An 18259-nucleotide genomic window follows, 5' to 3' on the forward strand; every position below is an offset into this window, starting at 1 on the left:
CGTGGGATGAGTGCTGCCAAGCTGCGCCAGGGTGCTGCGCATCACCGTTTCAGATGCCGGGTCAGGCGGCGCTCGATCCAGGCCCAGAGATGGCGCAGCGCCTCGACGATGGTGAGGTAGAAGATCGCCGCCCAGAGATAGGTCTGATAGTCGAAAGTGCGGGAGAAGGCGTAGCGGGTTTCGCCCATCAGGTCGAGCACGGTGATGATGGCAACGACCGCCGAGCCCTTGATCAGCAGAATGATCTCGTTGCCGTAGGGGCGAAGCGCGACGATGAAGGCCTGTGGCAGGATGATCTTGCGAAAGGCAATGATCTTGTGGATGCCGAGGGCGGCCGCTGCTTCGCGCTGGCCGTGCGGGACGCTTTCGATGGCGCCGCGCAGGATTTCCGCCTGATAGGCCGCGGTGTTGATCGTCATGGCGAGCAGGCCGCAATACCAGGCGTCGCGGAAGAACCACCAGAGGCCGGCAGCTTCCAGCTGAAGGCGGAACACGCCGAGGCCGTAATAGACCAGGAAGAGCTGGGCGAGCAGCGGCGTGCCGCGGAAGAAATAGATATAGCCATAGGAAAGCCAGTTCAGCAGCCTGTTTTTCGACAGGCGCGCCATGGCAAGCGGCAGCGACAGAACGGCGCCGCAGACCACCGAAATGGCAACGAGACTGAGCGTCACCCAGAGGCCGTGCAGGTAACGCGGTCCATATCGGGTGAACTTCTCGAGATCCCAGCCATTGATGACGGTGAAGATCAGCAGCGCGGCCAGCAAGGCCCAAAATGCGACGAAGACATAGCCGGCGAGGCGCGCGGCGGTCATCGGCTTCGCCCGCGCACGGGGCGCGGGCTGCGGCGGGATCAATGTTTCAGCGTAGCTCATCGACGGACCTCCGAACGCTTGGCCCAGCGCTCGACATAGACGAGCAGGAAGGAGGAGAGGATGGCGAGCACCAGATAGAGACAGCAGGCGATGCCGTAGAAGAAGAAGGGTTCCTTGGTCACGCGCACGGCGACGTTCGTCTGGCGCAGGATATCGGAAAGGCTGATGATCGAGACGTAGGATGTGTCCTTCAGCAGTACCATCCAGAGATTCGTCAGGCCGGGGAGCGCAATGCGCACGAGTTGCGGCAGAACGATCAGGCGCAGCGTGCGGCCGCGATGCAGGCCGAGCGCGTCTCCGGCCTCATATTGGCCCTTGGGAATAGCGCGGAAGGCCGAAAGCAGCACTTCCGAGCAATAGGCGGAAAAGACGACAGACAGCGCGATGACGCCGGCAAGGAAGGCGTTAATCTCGATCGGCGGTCCGACATAGCCGGCAAATTCCAGCAGAGACTGGATCAGCATCTGCATGCCGTAATAGATGATGAAGAGCGTCAGAAGCTCGGGCAGGCCGCGAAAGATCGTCGTGTAGATGCCGGCGGCCAGCCGTAGCGGCTTTTCCTCCGACTGCTGGCCGAGCGCCACGAGGAAGCCGATGGCGAGGCCGATCGGCAGGGTGACGATCGCCACCGATACGGTGACCTGGAGCCCGAGGGCGATCTCATCGCCCCAGCCGGTGTCGCCACAGGCAAGGATCGTCGACTGACCCAACCAGGTGAAGATGCCGGCGGGTCCGCAGAGCGGATCGAAAATGTGCACAAGTGCGCTCCAGAAGGAGCCCAGCGCGGAAAACAATCCGCCCATGCGAGAATTCCCCTCACGGCTTTTGCCGTTTTGATCTTGCCACCTTTGTCAAACAAAAATGGCGGAAGAGCAAGCCTTCCGCCATTCGCTTGATCGGCCAGATACCGAATTTCTCAATCGCCGTAAACGTCGAAATCGAAGTACTTGTCCTGGATCTTCTTGTACTCGCCGCTGGCGCGGATCGCGGCGATCGCCGTGTTGAGCTTTTCCTTCAGCGGATCGCCCTTGCGGATGGCGATGCCTGCGCCTTCGCCGTTGATTTCCTTGTCGACCGGCAGGGTCGTCAGGATCTTGCAGCAGGCGCCGGCGTCGGATTTGACCCATTCGGAGAGAACGACGACGTCGTCGATAACGGCGTCGACACGGCCGCTGGAAACGTCGAGCTTGTATTCGTCAGCCGTCGGATAGAGCTTCAGCTCGGTGTCGGCGAGGTGCTTCTCGGCGTAGTTGGCATGCGTCGTGGAAGTCTGCGCGCCGATCACCTTGCCCTTGAGGCCGGCAACGTCGGTGATCTTCGAATCCTTCGGCACGGCAATGGCCGGAGGGGTGTTGTAGTACTTGTTGGAGAAGTCGACGAGCTTGAGGCGCTCGGGCGTGATCGACATGGAAGAGACGATCATGTCGAACTTCTTGGCGTTGAGCGCCGGGATGATGCCGTCCCAATCGGTGCTGACGAAGGAGCATTCGGCCTTCATCTCAGCGCAGAGCGCCTTGGTGATGTCGATGTCGAAGCCCTGGATGGTGCCGCTGGCATCGACGAATTCGAAGGGCGGATAGGTCGAATCGGTGCCGATCACATACTTCTCGCCATCGGCCATGGCCGAGCCGGCAAAGAGAGACATCGCCGCGATCGAGGCTGCCGCGAAGAAACGAGTGGAGATATGCATGAGGATCCTCTCTGTTGGTAGCCGTCGCGCTTTTTTCTCTTGGCTGACGGCTGCTGTTCAACGGTGACGGGGCACCGCCTTGCGGCGATAATCAGACTTTTTTTCATGGAAATGCAACAGAAATTCCCGCGCGATTTGCCGCGCAAACCGCAGGCGAGATGAACGGCGCCGGACTGCGACATTCATGTGAGGTTAATCCCCGGCTTCCTAGAACCGGAACAAATCGGCGGTCTGGCGCTTAGCCATTTCGCCGTTTCGCCTCAATGCGACGCTAGGGGCGGAACCAGGGCCTGTCGGCCTTCAGGAAGCTCAAACAGGATAGAGGAAACCCGATGGGCATGAAATCAAGATTGTTCGCGAGCGCGGCTTTTCCGCTGCTTTCCCTTACGCTGGCTTTGCAGCCGGCGTCGGCAATGGCGGCCGCACGCGGAGCCGTGACCGAGGCTGCGACCGTGCGGCAAATCGAACAGGGCAGCTTCGAAGTGGCGCAGGACGCGCCCTCCGAGGAGGAACTCCTGAAGAAGAAGCGCAAGCAGAAGGAGGAAGCCCCGGCCGAACAGGCGCCTGCCGCCGAGCAGCCGAAGGAAGCGCCCGCCGAGAAGCCGAAGGCCGAGCGGAAAGAGGCGCCTGCGCCCGAACCGAAGGCAGAGCCGGAACCGCCGAAGGCCGAAGCGCCGAAGGAGGAGCCAGCGCCCGAAAGCAAGCCGCAGCGGAAAGCCAAGCAGGCAGCCCAGCCGGAGGCCGAGCCGCAGCAGGAAGAGCAGCAGCCGGTAACGCAGGAAAAGCCGAGAAAGCCGAAGAAGCAGCAGACCGAGCAAGCCGAGCCGGAGGCTCAGCCGGCGCCCGAGCAGCAGCCGGCCGCCAAGGAGGCTCAGCCTGAGACGGAACAGGCCCAGCCAGAGGCCAAGCCGGAAGGCGGCAAGCGGGAAAAAGGTCAGGACAAGGCTCAGGGCCGGGATAAGGGCAAGGCCAAGACCGAGACCGCCGCTCCCGAGGCGGTGACGCCGGCGGAGGAACAGGCCAAGCCCGAAGCCAAGCCGGAGGCAAAACCCACAGCCGAAGCACCTGCCGAACCGAAGCCGAAAAAGGGCCAGGCCGCGGCACCTGCGGAGAAGGCAACCGAAGACAAGGCCGCCGCTCCGGAAGCTGCGCCCGCCGAAAAGCCGGCGGACGGCACGGCCGCAAAGCCTGCCGCCGAACAGCCCGCTGGCGAGCAGCCTGCCGGCAAAACGCCGGCTGCGCCCTCCACCGACACGGCCCAGCCGCTGCCGGATGCCAGCGGCGGACAGCAGGTGCAGCAGGCCATTCCGGCGCCGGAAAAGGTTTCTCCCGAGGAGCTGGAGCGCCGCAAGAAGATCGCCGAAGATCCGGCCAAGAGCACCGAGACCGTCGTGCTGCCGGTCGAGAACGGTGCAGCCGTGCTCGACAGCGACAAGGATGCCGACCGCAGCAAGGGGCGGGAGGGTCGCCGCGACCGCGACAAGCTGCGCGCCGAAAGCCAGGAGGTGAAGGTGCCGACCTCGGATGCCGATGCGCAGGCGCCTGCCGCCGCTGCAGCGCCGGCGATCAAGCTCGAGGCCGTGACCAGCGAGAGGGGCACCAGGCTCGACACGCGTCCGCAGTTTGCCCGGCCTGACGGTGCGCGCATCGACGACCGTACCGACGACAACCGCGTGATCATCCAGTACAACAATCAGGTGATCGTGCGCAGCGACGACGACAGGCGGTTCCTGCGCGACGGCGAACGGCCGACCTATGAGGAGCTGTCGGGCGATCGCTACCGCGAGACGATCACACGGCCGGAGGGCTATCGGATCGTCACGATCCGCAACCGCTACGGCGACATCATCCAGCGGTCGCGCGTTGATGCCCGCGGGCGCGAATATGTGCTCTACTATTCGCCCGATCTCTACGAGGATCCGGATCGCGACTATTTCGAGGATCCGGGCGCCGATCTGCCGCCGATGCGGCTGCGCGTGCCGCTCAACGACTACATCATCGACACCAGCAGCGATCCGGACCGGGACTATTACGAGTTCCTGAGGGAGCCGCCCGTCGAGCAGGTGGAACGTGTCTATTCGCTTGACGAGGTGAAGTATTCCGCCCGTATCCGCGATAAGGTGCGCCGCATCGATCTCGATACGATCACCTTCGCGACCGGCAGCGCCGACATCCCGATGACCCAGGCGCGCACGCTGCGCAAGGTGGCCGACGCGATCAACCAGGTGCTGGAGAAGGATCCGAGCGAAACCTTCCTGATCGAAGGCCATACGGATGCCGTCGGCTCCGACCAGAGCAACCTGATCCTCTCCGACCAGCGGGCGGAGTCGGTCGCCAACGTGCTCTCCGACGTCTACGGCATCGCGCCGGAGAACCTGGCGACGCAGGGCTATGGTGAGCGCTACCTGAAGGTCAATACATCAGGCCCGGAACAGGAAAACCGCCGCGTCACCATCCGCCGCGTCACGCCGCTGGTTCGCCCGGTCGCTGCCAAGCAGTAATGATCTTGCCCCTCCCTTGTATAGGGAGGGGCCTTCCAGCCGTTCTTGGCTTTTGTTCTTTCTGACGGCGCCTGTCCTTACGTTCCCGACTGGAATAGTCAGTGCCGCAACGTGATTGATGTCCCGGAACTCACGCGGTCTTTGCCGCTCAGGGCTTCCTAAAATCTGCGGCTGCTTCCGCGCCCTTGGCGTCGGGGGCGACCGGCGCGCTTGCCTTCATTTCGCTGCCGGCTTCGCGCAGCAGCTCCTGAATGGCCTTTTCGGTCCTGCCGTAGTTACCTTCTCCGAAATGATGGTAGCGGATCTGGCCTTTGGCATCGATCAGATAGGCGGCAGGCCAATAGCTGTTCTCGAAGGCGCGCCAGATTTTGTAATCATTGTCGACCGCGACGGGGTAGCCGATCTTGAAGTCGCCGACCGCGCTCCTGACGTTGTCGATCTTCTTCTCGAAGGCGAATTCCGGGGCGTGGACGCCGATCACGACGAGACCCTGATCGGCGTATTTCTCCGCCCAGGCCCTGACATAGGGGATGGTGCGAATGCAGTTGATGCAGGAATAGGTCCAGAAATCGACGAGAACGACCTTGCCGCGCAGCTGCTCTGACGTGAGCGGCTTGGAATTCAGCCATTCGACGGCGCCGTCGAGCGAAGGCGCATAACCTTCGATCGGCAAGTCGCTGCGGAAGGGTTTCTTCGCATCGGCCGCGGCGACGATCGCATCTTTGCTTGCCATCTCGGAAGATGCGCCGGCCGGCTTTGCATGCAGCCGGTCGAGCACGGCCTGTTCCAGAGACGCGGTGCTGGCATAGGAGATGCGGGACAGCAGGCTGGTGTCGAGGCCGAGCGCGATGACGGCGACGCCTGCCAGGACAGCCGCGCCTAGTACCTGGCGAATACGGTCGCCGAGACCGAGAGAGCGCTTCATGGCGGCGAATATCCTTCCGCCGACGAGCAAGGCCACGGCCAGCGAGGTTGCAGTGCCGGCGGCATAGGCCATCAGTAGGAAGCTCGTCTGAAGGCTGGCACCCTGAAGTGCGGCGCCCGTCAGAACGAGGCCGAGGATCGGCCCGGCGCAAGGCGCCCAGAGCAGGCCGGTGGCGACGCCAAGCATGAGCGCGCTCCTGACCGTCGGCGCGGTGCGTCCGCCACCGCCGGCGTTCAGAAGATTGTTGCCGACATCGACGATCGGGCGGGCCAGCGTGCTTGCGAAGCGCGGCGACAGCAGGCTCGCTCCGAAGAGCCCGAGCAGGACGATCGCGGCCAGGCGGCCATATTCATTGGCGCGGATGGCCCAACTGCCGCCGACCGCGGCAAGCGTCGCGACGAGCGCGAAAGTGGCGGCCATGCCGGCCAGCATCGGCAGCGTGCTCTTGCCGAAGGGCTGTCCGGCGCGGGCGAAAACGAAGGGGAGGATGGGAAGGATGCAGGGGCTGAGAATAGTCAGCACGCCTCCGAGATAGGCAATGATCAGAAGTGTCATCATCGTTTCCTTTGAAACCGATTGATCGGGCTCTGGACGGCGATGGGCCTGAACCAGCAACGGCTGGGAAATAGCCGGGCGGAGGTATCCCCGATGTGTCTGGTTCGACGGGAAAATGTACCGAACTATTGCGCTGAGTGCGGGCGATACAAAAGAATACAAACGGCCTTATCCGGAGAGGCCGGATGCCCTGTCGAGGCAGCGCGTTTGTATCGGAATGTATCTCGGCGGGCGGAGGTTACATTCGCATTCAAAAACCGCAGCCTGCGACATATGGGCGATACAAGCCGGACGTCATCTGAACGCCGTGATCCATTCGACAGGAGAGACCGATGTCAGAGCAAATCAACCATCACCGCCGCCGCTTCTTCGGCATGACGGCAATCGCGCTTGCAGCCGTCGAATTCGGCGTGGCCGGCGCGGCCGCAGCCCAACAGCCGCAGTCGTCCAGCGCAGGGCTGCCTGACGTGACGGCCGGAACCAACACCTCGTTCGAAGCGCTGAAGCAGGTCAAAACCGATGTGCTCGATATCGGTTATGCCGAGGCGGGGAAGGCGGATGGTCCGGTCGTGCTGCTGCTGCACGGCTGGCCTTATGACATCTATAGCTTCGTCGATGTCGCGCCGCTGCTTGCCTCTGCCGGCTACAGGGTGATCGTGCCTTATCTGCGCGGCTACGGCACGACACGGTTCCTCGATGACAAGACCCCGCGCAACGGCCAGCCTTCGGCGCTTGCCGCCGATATGATCGCCCTGATGGACGCGCTCAAGATCGAAAAGGCTGTCATTGCCGGTTACGACTGGGGCGGGCGGACCGCCAACATCATGGCCGCGCTCTGGCCGGAGCGCTGCAAGGCGATGGTATCGGTCAGCGGCTACCTGATCGGCAGCCAGGAGGCCAACCAGAAGCCGCTGCCGCCGAAGGCCGAACTTGCCTGGTGGTATCAGTTCTATTTCGCCACCGAACGCGGCCGCCTGGGCTATCAGAGCAACACGCACGATTTCGCAAAGCTGATCTGGCAGACGGCATCGCCGAAGTGGAATTTCGACGATGCGACATTCGACCGGTCCGCTGCCGCCTTCGACAATCCCGACCACGTCGAGATCGTCATCCACAATTACCGCTGGCGCCTGGGGCTTGCCGAAGGCGAGGCGAAGTACGATGCCTATGAGAGGAAGCTCGCCGCGCTGCCGATGATTTCGGTGCCGACGATCACCATGGAAGGCGATGCAAACGGTGCGCCGCATCCGGAGCCTTCCGCCTATGCCGGAAAATTCTCCGGCAAATACGAGCATCGCACGATCGGCGGCGGCATCGGCCATAACCTGCCGCAGGAGGCGCCGCAGGCCTTTGCCCAGGCGGTCATCGACGTCGATCGCTTCTGATCGGTGCTATAACAGTTAGAGCGTGATGTCGTCCGAAAACCGCTCACACTTTTCGGCATCGTGCTCTCGAGGCTCGTTGCCCGGGCCGGCGGAATATGCGTAGGTCGCGTCCGGCGCCTCGATGCGAACGAAGCGGTGGCGTGGCCTCGATCGTTGAGGAATAGGCAAATATGGATCATGTCGATCACATCCTGGTCGTCGACGACGATCGTGAAATCCGCGAGCTGGTCTCGGGCTATCTGCAGAAGAACGGCCTGAGGGCCAGCGTTGCCGCGGATGGGCGTCAGATGCGCAGTTTTCTGGAAGCCAATGCCGTCGACCTGATCGTGCTCGACGTGATGATGCCCGGCGATGACGGGCTGGTGCTGTGCCGCGAATTGCGCGCCGGCCGGCACAAGGCGATCCCGATCCTGATGCTGACGGCCCGTACCGACGAGATGGACAGGATTCTCGGGCTGGAGATGGGCGCCGACGACTATCTCGCCAAGCCTTTCGCCGCACGCGAGCTTCTCGCCCGCATCAAGGCGGTGCTGCGGCGCACGCGCATGCTGCCGCCGAACCTGCAGATCAGCGAAGCCGGACAATTGCTGACCTTCGGCGACTGGCGACTCGATACGGTCGCGCGTCACCTTCTCGACAAGGAGGGGACCGCGATTGCGCTGAGCGGCGCCGAATACCGTCTGCTCCGTGTCTTCATCGACCATCCGCAGCGTGTGCTCAACCGCGACCAGCTTCTGAGCCTGACGCAGGGGCGCGATGCAGAGCTCTTCGATCGCTCGATCGATCTTCTCGTCAGCCGTCTGCGGCAGCGCCTGGGGGACGATGCTCGCGAGCCGAGCTACATCAAGACGGTGCGCAGCGAAGGTTATGTCTTCTCGGTTCCGGTCGAAATTTCGGAGCCGCGCCGATGAAAGCCGGTATTCCCATCCTGTCGGGCCTGATGTGGCCGAGCACGCTGCGATCGCGGATCTTTCTCATTCTGTTTATCGGTCTGGCCCTGGCTTACGGGCTCTCCTTCAGCGTTCTCTACATGGAGCGCTACATGTCGGCCAAGGCGGTGATGCTCGGCACGCTGGAGAACGACGTCGCAACCTCGATTGCCGTTCTCGACCGGCTTCCGCCAGGGGAGCGCGGCGGCCTTCTGGACTGGCTGAGCCGCGGCAACTACCGTTTCGAGCTCGGGCCCGGCCTGGCTGGTGTACCTGACACGTCCGGCAAGGGCAGGGAGATCGCCGGAAAGATCGAGGCGGCCGTCGGGCATCGCTTTCCGATCCGCATCGAACGTATTCCAGGTGAGGTGAACCGGCTGCAGGCGCACCTGGCGCTGAGCGACGGAACGCCCCTGACGATCGACGTGACGCCGAAGGGCGTCATGCCGATCGCCGCATGGCTGCCCTATGTCTTCGCGATCCAGATGGCGCTGCTCATTCTCTGCACCTGGTTTGCGGTTCGCCAGGCGATCCGGCCGCTCGGCGAACTTGCCGCCGCTGCCGATGCGCTCGATCCCGATAAGAACGGTCCCGGTTTGAGCGAGGCCGGGCCGAGCGAGGTCGCGCATGCGGCAAGGGCATTCAATGCGATGCGGGAGCGAATCGCCCACTATCTCGAAGAGCGGGTCCAGATATTGGCGGCGATCTCGCACGACCTGCAGACGCCGATCACCCGAATGCGGCTGCGCGCCGACATGGCGGACGAGTCGCCCGAGAAGGACAAGCTGGTGCATGATCTCGCCGAGATCCAACGTCTCGTCCAGGACGGCATAGCCTATGCGCGCAGCGCCCACGGCAGCGGGGAGAAGAACGCCCGCATCGATCTCGCCTCGTTCATCGACAGCATAGCCTACGACTATCAGGACACGGGAAAGGCCGTCACGGTGATCGGGCTGGTCGAGGGCGCCGCCTTCACCAAGCCGCACGCCCTTCGCCGCATCCTGTCGAATTTCATAGACAATGCCTTGAAGTTTGCCGGCGCCGCCGAGATCAGCGTCGAGCGCGGCGCAGATAATGCCTTCGTCGTCACCGTCATGGATCGCGGGCCTGGAATTCCGGACGACATGCTGGAAGCGGCCATGCAGCCATTCTTCCGGCTCGAACAATCCCGCAACCGGGAGACCGGCGGCACCGGCCTCGGGCTGGCGATCGCCCAGCAGCTGACGGCCAAGATCGGCGGATCGCTGAGGCTCTACAATCGGGCCGGCGGCGGGCTGGCTGCGGAAATCACCATTCGGTGACATTCCGTCGTGCGAGAAAACCGCATGGTATTTGTAAGGCAAGATGTACGGAATGGCCGGCGCTACATTCTGTGACATTTCGGAGAATTTTAGAAACATCGTCGATACATCCGCCGGTCAAACCACACTCCGTCAACCCAGCCGCATGATGCGGCCCAGTTGCAGCAAGCGACGCAACAAAGGAGTGTTTCATGACCAAGATCGAGAAGGTTCTTTATACCGGCAAGACCCACACCACAGGCGGGCGCGAAGGCGCTTCACACAGCGATGATGGGGAACTGAGCATCAAGCTGTCGCCTCCCGGCAGCAACCGCGCCGGCACCAATCCCGAACAGCTTTTTGCCGCCGGCTGGTCGGCCTGCTTCATCGGCGCGATCGGCTTTGCCGCCGCCAATCAGAAGGTCAAGCTGCCGGCAGACCTTGCCGTCGACGCGGAGGTCGATCTCGGAACGGGCGATGGCGGTTATTTCCTGCAGGCCCGGCTGAAAGTCAGCATGCCGGGGATCGAGGCCAATGTCGCGAAGGCGATCATCGAGGAGGCTCATCAGACCTGCCCTTACTCGAAGGCGACACGCGGCAATATTGATGTCGACTTGATCGTCGCCTGACCGGTGCGGCGGCTCGCCGAAGGTAGAACCACAAGGGCGAGGCCGCCGGCCTCGCCAATGGAGGATTTGATGAGATTGATGATCATCTGCATTCTGGGAGCGGCGGTCTTCGCGGCCCCTTGTATCTATGACGTGGGCTCGCAGGAGCCTTCGCCGCTGGCGGGGCTCGTCACGGCGGCCGCCTCTCACATCAACGATTGACCCTTGCCTGCAGATGCGCGGGATAGCGGTCGCCTTCGACCGTGATCGTGGCGAGGGCGCTTTCGATGCTGGCGAGATCATCGGCCGTGAGTTCGACTTGCGCAGCCCCGATGTTTTCCTCCAGCCGATGAAGCTTGGTGGTGCCGGGGATCGGCACGATCCAGGGCTTCCGGGCCAGCAGCCAGGCGAGAGCTATCTGAGCGGAGGTGGCCTTCTTATGCGCGGCGATATCGGCAAGCAGATCGACGAGGGCCTGGTTGGCCCTTCGCGCCTCAGGCGAGAAGCGCGGCACGATGTTGCGGAAATCCTTGCTGTCGAAGGTGGTCGTCTCGCTGATCGCGCCGGTGAGGAAGCCCTTGCCGAGCGGGCTGAATGGAACGAAGCCGATGCCGAGTTCTTCGAGCACCGGTAGGATGTCCTGCTCGGGTTCGCGCCACCAGAGCGAATATTCGCTCTGCAGCGCCGTGACCGGCTGAACGGCATGGGCGCGGCGGATCGTCCGGGCGCTGCTTCCGACAGGCCAAAATGCTTCACCTTTCCTTCTGATATCAGCGCCTTGACGGTGCCTGCGACATCCTCGATCGGAACGTCGGGATCGACACGGTGCTGGTAGAACAGGTCGATGACGTCGGTCTTCAAGCGTTTCAGCGCCTGATCGGCAACGGCGCGGATCTGTTCCGGCCGGCTGTTCATGCCGCTCTGGCCGCCATTGGCGTCGAAGTCAAAGCCGAATTTGGTGGCGATCACCACCTGGCTGCGGAATGGCGCCAAGGCTTCTCCCAACAGCTCTTCGTTCTTGTAGGGGCCATAGGCTTCGGCTGTGTCGAAGAAGGTCACGCCGCGTTCGAAAGCCTGCCGTATCAAGGCGATCGCTTTCTGCAGGCCGGTCGCCGGCCCGTAACCATAGCTCAGCCCCATGCAGCCGAGGCCGATGGCCGAGACCTGAAGCCCGCTCTTTCCGAGTTCACGTATCTGCATCGCCGTTTCCTTTCAGCCTTGATATTCCGTGTCGGTGACATGCTCCATCCAGTCGACGACCTTGCCGTCGAGTTGTTCCTGGATGGCGATATGGGTCATCGCGGTCGTCGGCGCCGCGCCGTGCCAGTGCCGCTCGCCCGGCGCGAACCGGACGACGTCGCCAGGGCGGATCTCCTCGACGGGACCGCCTTCGCGCTGGACGCGGCCGCAGCCCGCCGTGACGATCAGCGTCTGGCCGAGCGGATGCGTGTGCCAGGCGGTGCGGGCGCCGGGCTCGAAGGTGACGCTGGCGCCGGCGGCGCGAGCGGCATCGGTGACGGAAAACAGAGGGTCGATGCGCACCCTGCCGGTAAACCAGTCTTCCGGCCCCCTGGCCGAAGGCTGCGAACCGTTTCGTTTGATTTCCATGATCGTGCTTCCCTCTGCCGTTCGGACAGGATCGTCCGCGTTCCAGGATAGGTAGCGCGTGGCTTTAGCCTGGATTAGATGGTATCTCCGGCAAGGACCTATGAGAAAGTTTCATAAATGCCGCGCCCGACCATTGATGATCTCACCGTCTTTCTAGCCGTTGCCCGCGCGCAGAGTTTTACGAAGGCGGCGGGGAAGCTCGGCGTATCGCAATCGGCGCTCAGCCACACCATCCGGGGGCTGGAGGAGCGGCTCGGGCTGCGATTGCTGACGCGCACGACGCGCAGCGTCTCGCCGACGGAAGCGGGTCAGCGCCTGCTCGCCACCATCGGCCCGCGGATAGACGAGATCGAGACCGAACTCGCGGCCCTCAGCGCCTTCCGCGAGAAGCCGGCAGGCACCATCCGCATCAATGCCGGCGAGCATGCCGCGGAGGCGGTGCTCTGGCCGGCCCTGGAAAAACTTCTGCCTGATTATCCCGATATCAATGTCGAGATCATCGTCGATTACGGCCTGACCGACATCGTCGCCGAAGGCTACGATGCGGGCGTGCGGCTGGGGGACCAGGTGGCGAAGGACATGATCGTGGTGCGCATCGGCCCTGACATGCGCATGGCCGTCGTCGGCGCTCCCGCCTATTTCGAAAGACGGCCGAAACCGCTGAGGCCGCAGGATCTTATGGACCACAACTGCATCAACCTGCGCCTGCCGACCTATGGCGGCATTTATGCGTGGGAGTTCGAGAAGGACGGGCACGAGCTGAAGGTTCGCGTCGAGGGACAGTTGGTGTTCAACAACATCACGCTGCGGCTGAACGCGGCGCTGGCCGGAGCGGGACTGGCATACATGCCGGAGGATGCCGTGCAGGCGTATCTCGCCGACGGGCGGCTGGCGCGCGTGCTGGGGGACTGGTGCGCGCCGTTTCCGGGTTACCACCTCTATTATCCGAGCCGCCGGCATGCCTCGGCCGCTTTCGCGCTCGTCGTCGATGCTCTTCGCCATCGGGATAGAGGCTGATTTTTCGGATGTCGCCAACCTTGTGCAGATCTCCTCCGAGGCCTGTCCAAGCACACTGCCAGAACTCTTTGAAGCCCGCTAAATCATACCGCGCGGGCGATTTGACATTCTATCGGCCGCCGCTACTTCAGATTAAAACTGAAGGAAACAATGAATGAATACTGCTATGCCTGCCACAAAAGCTCGGACTGGAGTGTCCGGTTTGGACACAATTCTGGCGGGCGGTCTTTCCACGGGCCATGTGTTTCTCCTGGAGGGGAATCCAGGAGCGGGCAAGACCACGATCGCGCTGCAATTCCTGATCGAAGGCGCGCGGCTTGGCGAGCGGGGGCTCTACATCACGCTCTCGGAAACCGAGAGCGAATTGCGGGCTGGTGCTGCGTCGCACGGCATGGTCGTCGACGGCAATATCGAAGTCTTCGAAGTCGTTCCTCCCGAAAGCCTGCTGGATTCCGATCAGCAGCAGAGCCTGCTTTATTCGTCGGACCTGGAACTTGGGGAGACCACCAAAGAGATTTTTGCCGCTTTCGAGCGGACCAAGCCAAGCCGGGTGGTCCTCGACAGCCTGTCGGAGATAAGGTTGCTGGCGCAAAGCTCGCTGCGTTACCGCCGGCAGATTCTCGCCCTCAAGCATTATTTCGCGCGGCAAGGGGCGACGGTTCTCTTGCTCGACGATCTGACGTCCGATGTGCTCGACAAGACGGTGCACAGCGTCGTGCATGGGGTCATTCATCTCGAAGAGCTGGCGCCCGGCTACGGCTCCGAACGGCGACGCCTGAGAATCATCAAATATCGCGGCCAGGCCTTCCGCGGCGGCTACCACGATTTCACCATCCAGACCGGCGGTGTCGTCGTCTTTCCCAGGCTCGTCGCCGCAGAACACAGATCGAACTACCTACGCGACGAAATTTCCAGCGGTATTGCGAAACTGGATCTCCTGCTCGGCGGCGGATTGGAGAGAGGTTCCAGCACCCTCATCCTCGGCCCTGCCGGGACCGGCAAAAGCACCTTTTCGTTTCAGTTCCTGGCAGCGGCGGTCGCACGTGGCGAGAAGGCGGCGGCCTTTATCTTTGACGAGGAGCTTGGGCTGCTTTTCGCGCGGCTAAGAGCGCTTGGAATGGATCTCGAAGCGATGAGAGACGCAGGTCTCGTTCACATCGAGCAGCTCGACGCCGCTGAATTGTCGCCGGGCGAATTCGCGCATCGTGTGCGGGACTGCGTCGACAAGTCCGGCGCCAAAACGGTGATCATCGACAGCATCAACGGCTACCAGGCTTCGATGCCTGACGAGAATTCCCTGATCCTCCATATGCACGAGCTGCTGCAATACCTGAACAGGCAGGGTGCAAACACCTTTCTGACCGTTGCTCAGCACGGGCTGGTCGGCGACATGAAGGCGCCTGTCGATGTCACCTACCTCGCCGATACTGTCGTTCTCCTGCGCTACTTCGAGGCTGCGGGAAGGGTGCGGCGGGCAGTCTCGGTGATCAAGAAGAGGACCGGCTCTCATGAGAACTCCATCCGGGAATATCGCATCGACGGTGCGGGTCTGACATTCGGAGAGCCTCTCGTCGGGTTCCAAGGCGTGCTTCGCGGCGTTCCGGAATTCGTCTCAGACACAGCGCCGCTCCTGTCGAGCAATGACGGGGATGGCGGCGATTCCTAATTCCGGCACACCAAAGGCGCTGCTTTACACCCCCGCCGGCCGTGATGCCCTGGTGGCCATTTCCCTGGTCCAGGAGGCCGGTCTGACATCGGTCACCGCGCCCGACCTTCCGATGTTCTCCGCGTTGCTCGACGATGACATCGCGCTTTGTGTCCTGACCGAAGAGGCGGTTCGCTGGGGCGATTTGAAGCCGATCGCAGCCTGGGTTTCTACGCAACCGAGCTGGTCGGATCTACCGTTCATCGTTCTCACCACGCGGGGCGGCGGGCCTGAACGAAATCCGGCCGCCGCCAGGCTTTCCGAAGTGCTCGGAAATGTCACCTTCCTCGAACGGCCGTTCCATGCGACCTCGTTCGTCAGTATCGCCCGGACCGCATTAAAGGGACGTCTGCGTCAATACGAGGCGCGTAGCCAGCTCGATGCGCTCAGCGAAGGGGAGCGGCGGCTGCAAACGGCGCTTGCCGCGGGGCGTCTCGGTGCGTGGGAGCTGGAATTATCTTCCATGAGGCTGTTTGCCTCCGATACCTGCAAGGCCATCTTCGGCCGAGGGCCGGACGAAGAGTTTTCTTATGACGATCTGACGGCGAGCATTCATCCCGATGATCGCGGCCTCGTGGAAACGAGCCTGAACCGGACGCTTGATACCGGATGCGACTATTCGATCGAACACCGGACGATCTGGCCGGACGGGTCGCCGCATTGGGCAGAGGTGCGTGCGCAGCTCCATACGGACAGATACGGTTCGGCAAAAAAGCTCGTCGGCGTTTCCTCCGATACCACAGCGCGAAAGACGAGCGAGGAGAACCTCAGGCGGCTCAATGAGCGCCTCGAAGAGCGGGTGAGGGAACGCACCAGTGAGGTCCATGCCGCCCATCAGAGCCTGCTCGAGGAGGTTGCCCAACGTGAAAAGGCCGAGGAGCAGCTTCGCCATTCGCAGAAGATGGAAGCGATCGGCCAACTGACCGGCGGCGTCGCACATGATTTCAACAATCTGCTAATGGTCGTTCTCGGAAATCTCGAACTGCTCGGCAAGCATGTGACGGGAGACCGGAAGGCGACGCGTCTGGTCGAAGGCGCCCTTCAGGGCGCCCGCCGCGGGGCGGCCCTGACGCAGCGTCTCCTGGCTTTCGCCAGGCGGCAGGATTTGCAGGTGAAGCCGGTCGATCTGACCGAGCTGGTTTCCGGCATGCACGATCTGTTGCGCCGCTCGGTCGGGTCGTCCGTCAGCATCGAGACGGTGTTTCCGCCGTCGCTTCCGCCGGCGCTGGTCGATGCCAACCAGGTCGAGCTGGCGCTGCTCAACCTTGCCGTCAATGCGCGCGATGCGATGCCGGAGGGAGGAGCTCTGTCAATATCGCTGCGCGAAGAGCAGGTCATCCGCAGCGGCCGCGATCTCGATGCGGGTACCTACCTCGTTCTCGGCGTGACCGACAACGGCACCGGGATGGACGCGCAGACATTGAAGAAAGCCATCGATCCCTTCTTCTCGACCAAGGAACTCGGAAAGGGCACCGGCCTGGGCCTGTCGATGATCCATGGGCTTGCCGTTCAGCTCAATGGCGCGCTTCGCCTGACGAGCGAACTCGGAGTGGGAACGACTGCCGAATTGTGGCTTCCCGCGACCGAACGGCGTCCTGAAGAACCTATCGAAACCGAATTACCCCTTGCGCAAGCCGCATCGAAGCTGAAGATCCTGCTGGTCGACGACGATACCTTGATTGCGATGAGTTCCGTCGAGATGCTCGAAGATCTCGGCCATGAGGTCGTTGAAGCAAATTCGGGCGCGCAGGCGCTGGAGCTGGTCAGAAACGGCGGGCATTTCGATGTGATGATTACCGACTATTCGATGCCCGGCATGACTGGTGCGCAGCTCGCCCAGGCGGTGCGGGCCATTCGGCCGGCGCTGCCGATCGTGCTGGCAACGGGTTATGCCGATCTGCCTGCCGGCGCCGAGGTCGATCTTCCGAGGTTGGCAAAACCCTACAACCAGGCCCAGCTTGCGAAGGAAATTCTCAAAGCCTTGGCGAGCGAGACGGATCTGCCTCTCAAATCGGCCAGCTAGTGGTTTCCGAGCCGAGGCTCAAGACCGACGATCTCTGCGATGAAGTCGGCGATGGCGGTGGTGTCGTCGAGGTCGAAGACGGGCAGGGCGGTGTCCGTGACGGGATGGTCGGCCGCTATCGCTGCGATGTGGGGATCATCCGGCGCGAGCGGCGTGCGGTTTGCCGCTTCGAGACGGCGGGCCTCGATCTTCGGGATCGGCTCGCGCTTGTAGCCCTCGATCAGGACGAGATCGCAGGGGGCAAGCCGGGCGAGAATCTCCTCGAAGGCGGGTTCGGGAGCGCCGCGCAATTCGTGCATGATGGCGTAGCGGGTGCCGGAGACGATGGTGACTTCGTGGGCGCCGGCCTGGCGGTGGCGGTAGCTGTCGGCGCCGACCTTGTCGATGTCGAAATCATGATGGGCGTGCTTGATCGTCGAGATCCTGTAGCCGCGGCGGGTGAATTCGGTCACCAGCCGGACGGCGAGGCCCGTCTTGCCCGAGTTCTTCCAGCCGGCGATGCCGAAGACTTTTGGTGCCGTCATGTGCGAAGGGCCTCCAGCCAGCGTTCCGCCTCGGCGAGGTCGTCGGGCGTGTTGATGTTGAAGAAAGGGTCGAGCAGGCTGGCGCGGGTCGGATGCAGCGGGAATGCCACTTCCGTAACGTCATGCCGCAAGAGGAAGTCGCGCACTCGGCGCTTTTCGTCGGTGGCGATCCAGGCTTCGAGATCGGCGGCGAGTGTCAGCGGCCAGAGACCGAAGACCGGGTGGCTGCGGCCTTCGGAGGCGGCAATGGCGATCTGCGACGGACGTTCGATTGCGGCCGCCAGCCGGGCGACGAGATCGGCGGGGAAGAACGGGCAATCCACCGAGACGGTGACGACATGAGTGACCGAGGCAAGGCCGGCGGCATAAACCATTGCCGCGTGGATGCCGGCCATCGGCCCGGCTTTACCGGCAATATGGTCGGGAACGACAGGCACATTCCCGCTGGCGGCATCGGCATTGACGGCAACGGAAAGCACCTGCGGGGCGAGCCGGGCGAGCGCATGGCTGAGCAGGCTCTCGGGCCCGAGCATCACGCGGGCCTTGTCTCGGCCCATGCGCTGCGAGCGGCCGCCGGCGAGCACGACGCCCGCTATGCCGGATTTGTCCAACGGGAACTCAGCCATCATCCTGCCTC

The 18259-nt window shown here is 62.9% G+C and carries 15 protein-coding genes and 2 pseudogenes; 9 read left to right on the forward strand and 8 right to left on the reverse strand.

From position 1 onward, the window contains the following. Positions 1 to 41: 41 nt before the first annotated feature. The 3 genes from ATY78_RS04250 to ATY78_RS04260 form a co-directional block, all read right to left on the reverse strand. Positions 42 to 872 carry an ABC transporter permease gene (locus ATY78_RS04250; protein WP_088681101.1) on the reverse strand — a complete coding sequence of 277 codons (831 nt, stop codon included), beginning with the start codon at positions 870 to 872 and terminating at the stop codon, positions 42 to 44. After that, positions 869 to 1675: an ABC transporter permease gene (locus tag ATY78_RS04255; protein WP_088681102.1), complete on the reverse strand. Its 807-nt coding sequence runs from the start codon at positions 1673 to 1675 to the stop codon at positions 869 to 871. Before ATY78_RS04255 ends, ATY78_RS04250 begins: the two co-directional genes overlap by 4 nt. A gap of 113 nt (positions 1676 to 1788) precedes the next feature. Next, positions 1789 to 2562 carry a transporter substrate-binding domain-containing protein gene (locus ATY78_RS04260; protein WP_088681103.1) on the reverse strand — a complete coding sequence of 258 codons (774 nt, stop codon included), beginning with the start codon at positions 2560 to 2562 and terminating at the stop codon, positions 1789 to 1791. Between the two features lie 332 nt (positions 2563 to 2894). On the opposite strand from ATY78_RS04260, the gene ATY78_RS04265 reads away from it, so the two are divergent. Then, a complete protein-coding gene (locus tag ATY78_RS04265) occupies positions 2895 to 5063 on the forward strand; it encodes an OmpA family protein (RefSeq protein WP_088681104.1) in 2169 nt (722 codons plus the stop codon). Between the two features lie 172 nt (positions 5064 to 5235). On the opposite strand, the pseudogene ATY78_RS04270 reads toward ATY78_RS04265, so the two are convergent. Then, positions 5236 to 6543 (reverse strand): annotated as a pseudogene (locus ATY78_RS04270) (cytochrome c biogenesis protein DipZ); the annotation flags it as partial. A gap of 332 nt (positions 6544 to 6875) precedes the next feature. Here ATY78_RS04270 and ATY78_RS04275 point away from each other — a divergent pair. The 5 genes from ATY78_RS04275 to ATY78_RS28955 all read left to right on the forward strand — a co-directional run bounded on the left by ATY78_RS04275 (position 6876) and on the right by ATY78_RS28955 (position 10967). Beyond that, positions 6876 to 7928 (forward strand): alpha/beta hydrolase, encoded by a 1053-nt coding sequence (locus ATY78_RS04275; protein ID WP_088681105.1) that lies wholly within the window; start codon positions 6876 to 6878, stop codon positions 7926 to 7928. Positions 7929 to 8098: 170 nt separating this feature from the next. Further along, positions 8099 to 8839 (forward strand): response regulator, encoded by a 741-nt coding sequence (locus ATY78_RS04280; protein WP_088681106.1) that lies wholly within the window; start codon positions 8099 to 8101, stop codon positions 8837 to 8839. Beyond that, positions 8836 to 10158, forward strand: a complete 1323-nt coding sequence (locus tag ATY78_RS04285) for a HAMP domain-containing sensor histidine kinase (protein ID WP_088681107.1) — start codon at positions 8836 to 8838, stop codon at positions 10156 to 10158. Before ATY78_RS04280 ends, ATY78_RS04285 begins: the two co-directional genes overlap by 4 nt. Positions 10159 to 10349: 191 nt before the next feature. Next, positions 10350 to 10766 (forward strand): organic hydroperoxide resistance protein, encoded by a 417-nt coding sequence (locus tag ATY78_RS04290; protein ID WP_088681108.1) that lies wholly within the window; start codon positions 10350 to 10352, stop codon positions 10764 to 10766. A 69-nt stretch (positions 10767 to 10835) separates the two neighbouring features. Further along, on the forward strand, positions 10836 to 10967 hold the full coding sequence (locus ATY78_RS28955) for a hypothetical protein (RefSeq protein WP_280950431.1): 132 nt from the start codon (positions 10836 to 10838) through the stop codon (positions 10965 to 10967). On the opposite strand, the pseudogene ATY78_RS04295 reads toward ATY78_RS28955, so the two are convergent. Beyond that, positions 10957 to 11945, reverse strand: a pseudogene (locus ATY78_RS04295) (aldo/keto reductase). The gene ATY78_RS28955 and the pseudogene ATY78_RS04295 overlap by 11 nt on opposite strands. Positions 11946 to 11957: 12 nt before the next feature. Then, positions 11958 to 12353: a cupin domain-containing protein gene (locus tag ATY78_RS04300; RefSeq protein WP_088681109.1), complete on the reverse strand. Its 396-nt coding sequence runs from the start codon at positions 12351 to 12353 to the stop codon at positions 11958 to 11960. Between the two features lie 117 nt (positions 12354 to 12470). Between ATY78_RS04300 and ATY78_RS04305 the strand changes: the two genes are divergently transcribed. From ATY78_RS04305 to ATY78_RS04315, 3 genes are all read left to right on the forward strand, one after another. After that, complete coding sequence (locus ATY78_RS04305; protein ID WP_088681110.1) at positions 12471 to 13370, forward strand: LysR family transcriptional regulator; 900 nt, start codon at positions 12471 to 12473, stop codon at positions 13368 to 13370. A gap of 154 nt (positions 13371 to 13524) precedes the next feature. Further along, positions 13525 to 15036, forward strand: coding sequence for an ATPase domain-containing protein (locus ATY78_RS04310; protein ID WP_088681111.1), 1512 nt, complete (start codon positions 13525 to 13527; stop codon positions 15034 to 15036). A 52-nt stretch (positions 15037 to 15088) separates the two neighbouring features. Further along, the gene (locus tag ATY78_RS04315) at positions 15089 to 17098 is read left to right on the forward strand and encodes a hybrid sensor histidine kinase/response regulator (RefSeq protein WP_245313485.1); all 2010 of its coding nucleotides are present in this window, start codon (positions 15089 to 15091) and stop codon (positions 17096 to 17098) included. On the opposite strand, the gene mobB is transcribed toward ATY78_RS04315, so the two are convergent. Next, positions 17095 to 17622 carry a molybdopterin-guanine dinucleotide biosynthesis protein B gene (gene mobB / locus ATY78_RS04320; RefSeq protein ID WP_088681113.1) on the reverse strand — a complete coding sequence of 176 codons (528 nt, stop codon included), beginning with the start codon at positions 17620 to 17622 and terminating at the stop codon, positions 17095 to 17097. The genes ATY78_RS04315 and mobB overlap by 4 nt on opposite strands. Then, positions 17619 to 18248 carry a molybdenum cofactor guanylyltransferase MobA gene (gene mobA, locus ATY78_RS04325; RefSeq protein WP_088681217.1) on the reverse strand — a complete coding sequence of 210 codons (630 nt, stop codon included), beginning with the start codon at positions 18246 to 18248 and terminating at the stop codon, positions 17619 to 17621. The genes mobB and mobA overlap by 4 nt, the downstream gene beginning before the upstream one ends. Between the last annotated feature and the right edge of the window lie 11 nt (positions 18249 to 18259).

The sequence above is a fragment of the Rhizobium sp. R635 genome (assembly GCF_002211285.1).
Classification (GTDB): Bacteria; Pseudomonadota; Alphaproteobacteria; order Rhizobiales; family Rhizobiaceae; genus Rhizobium.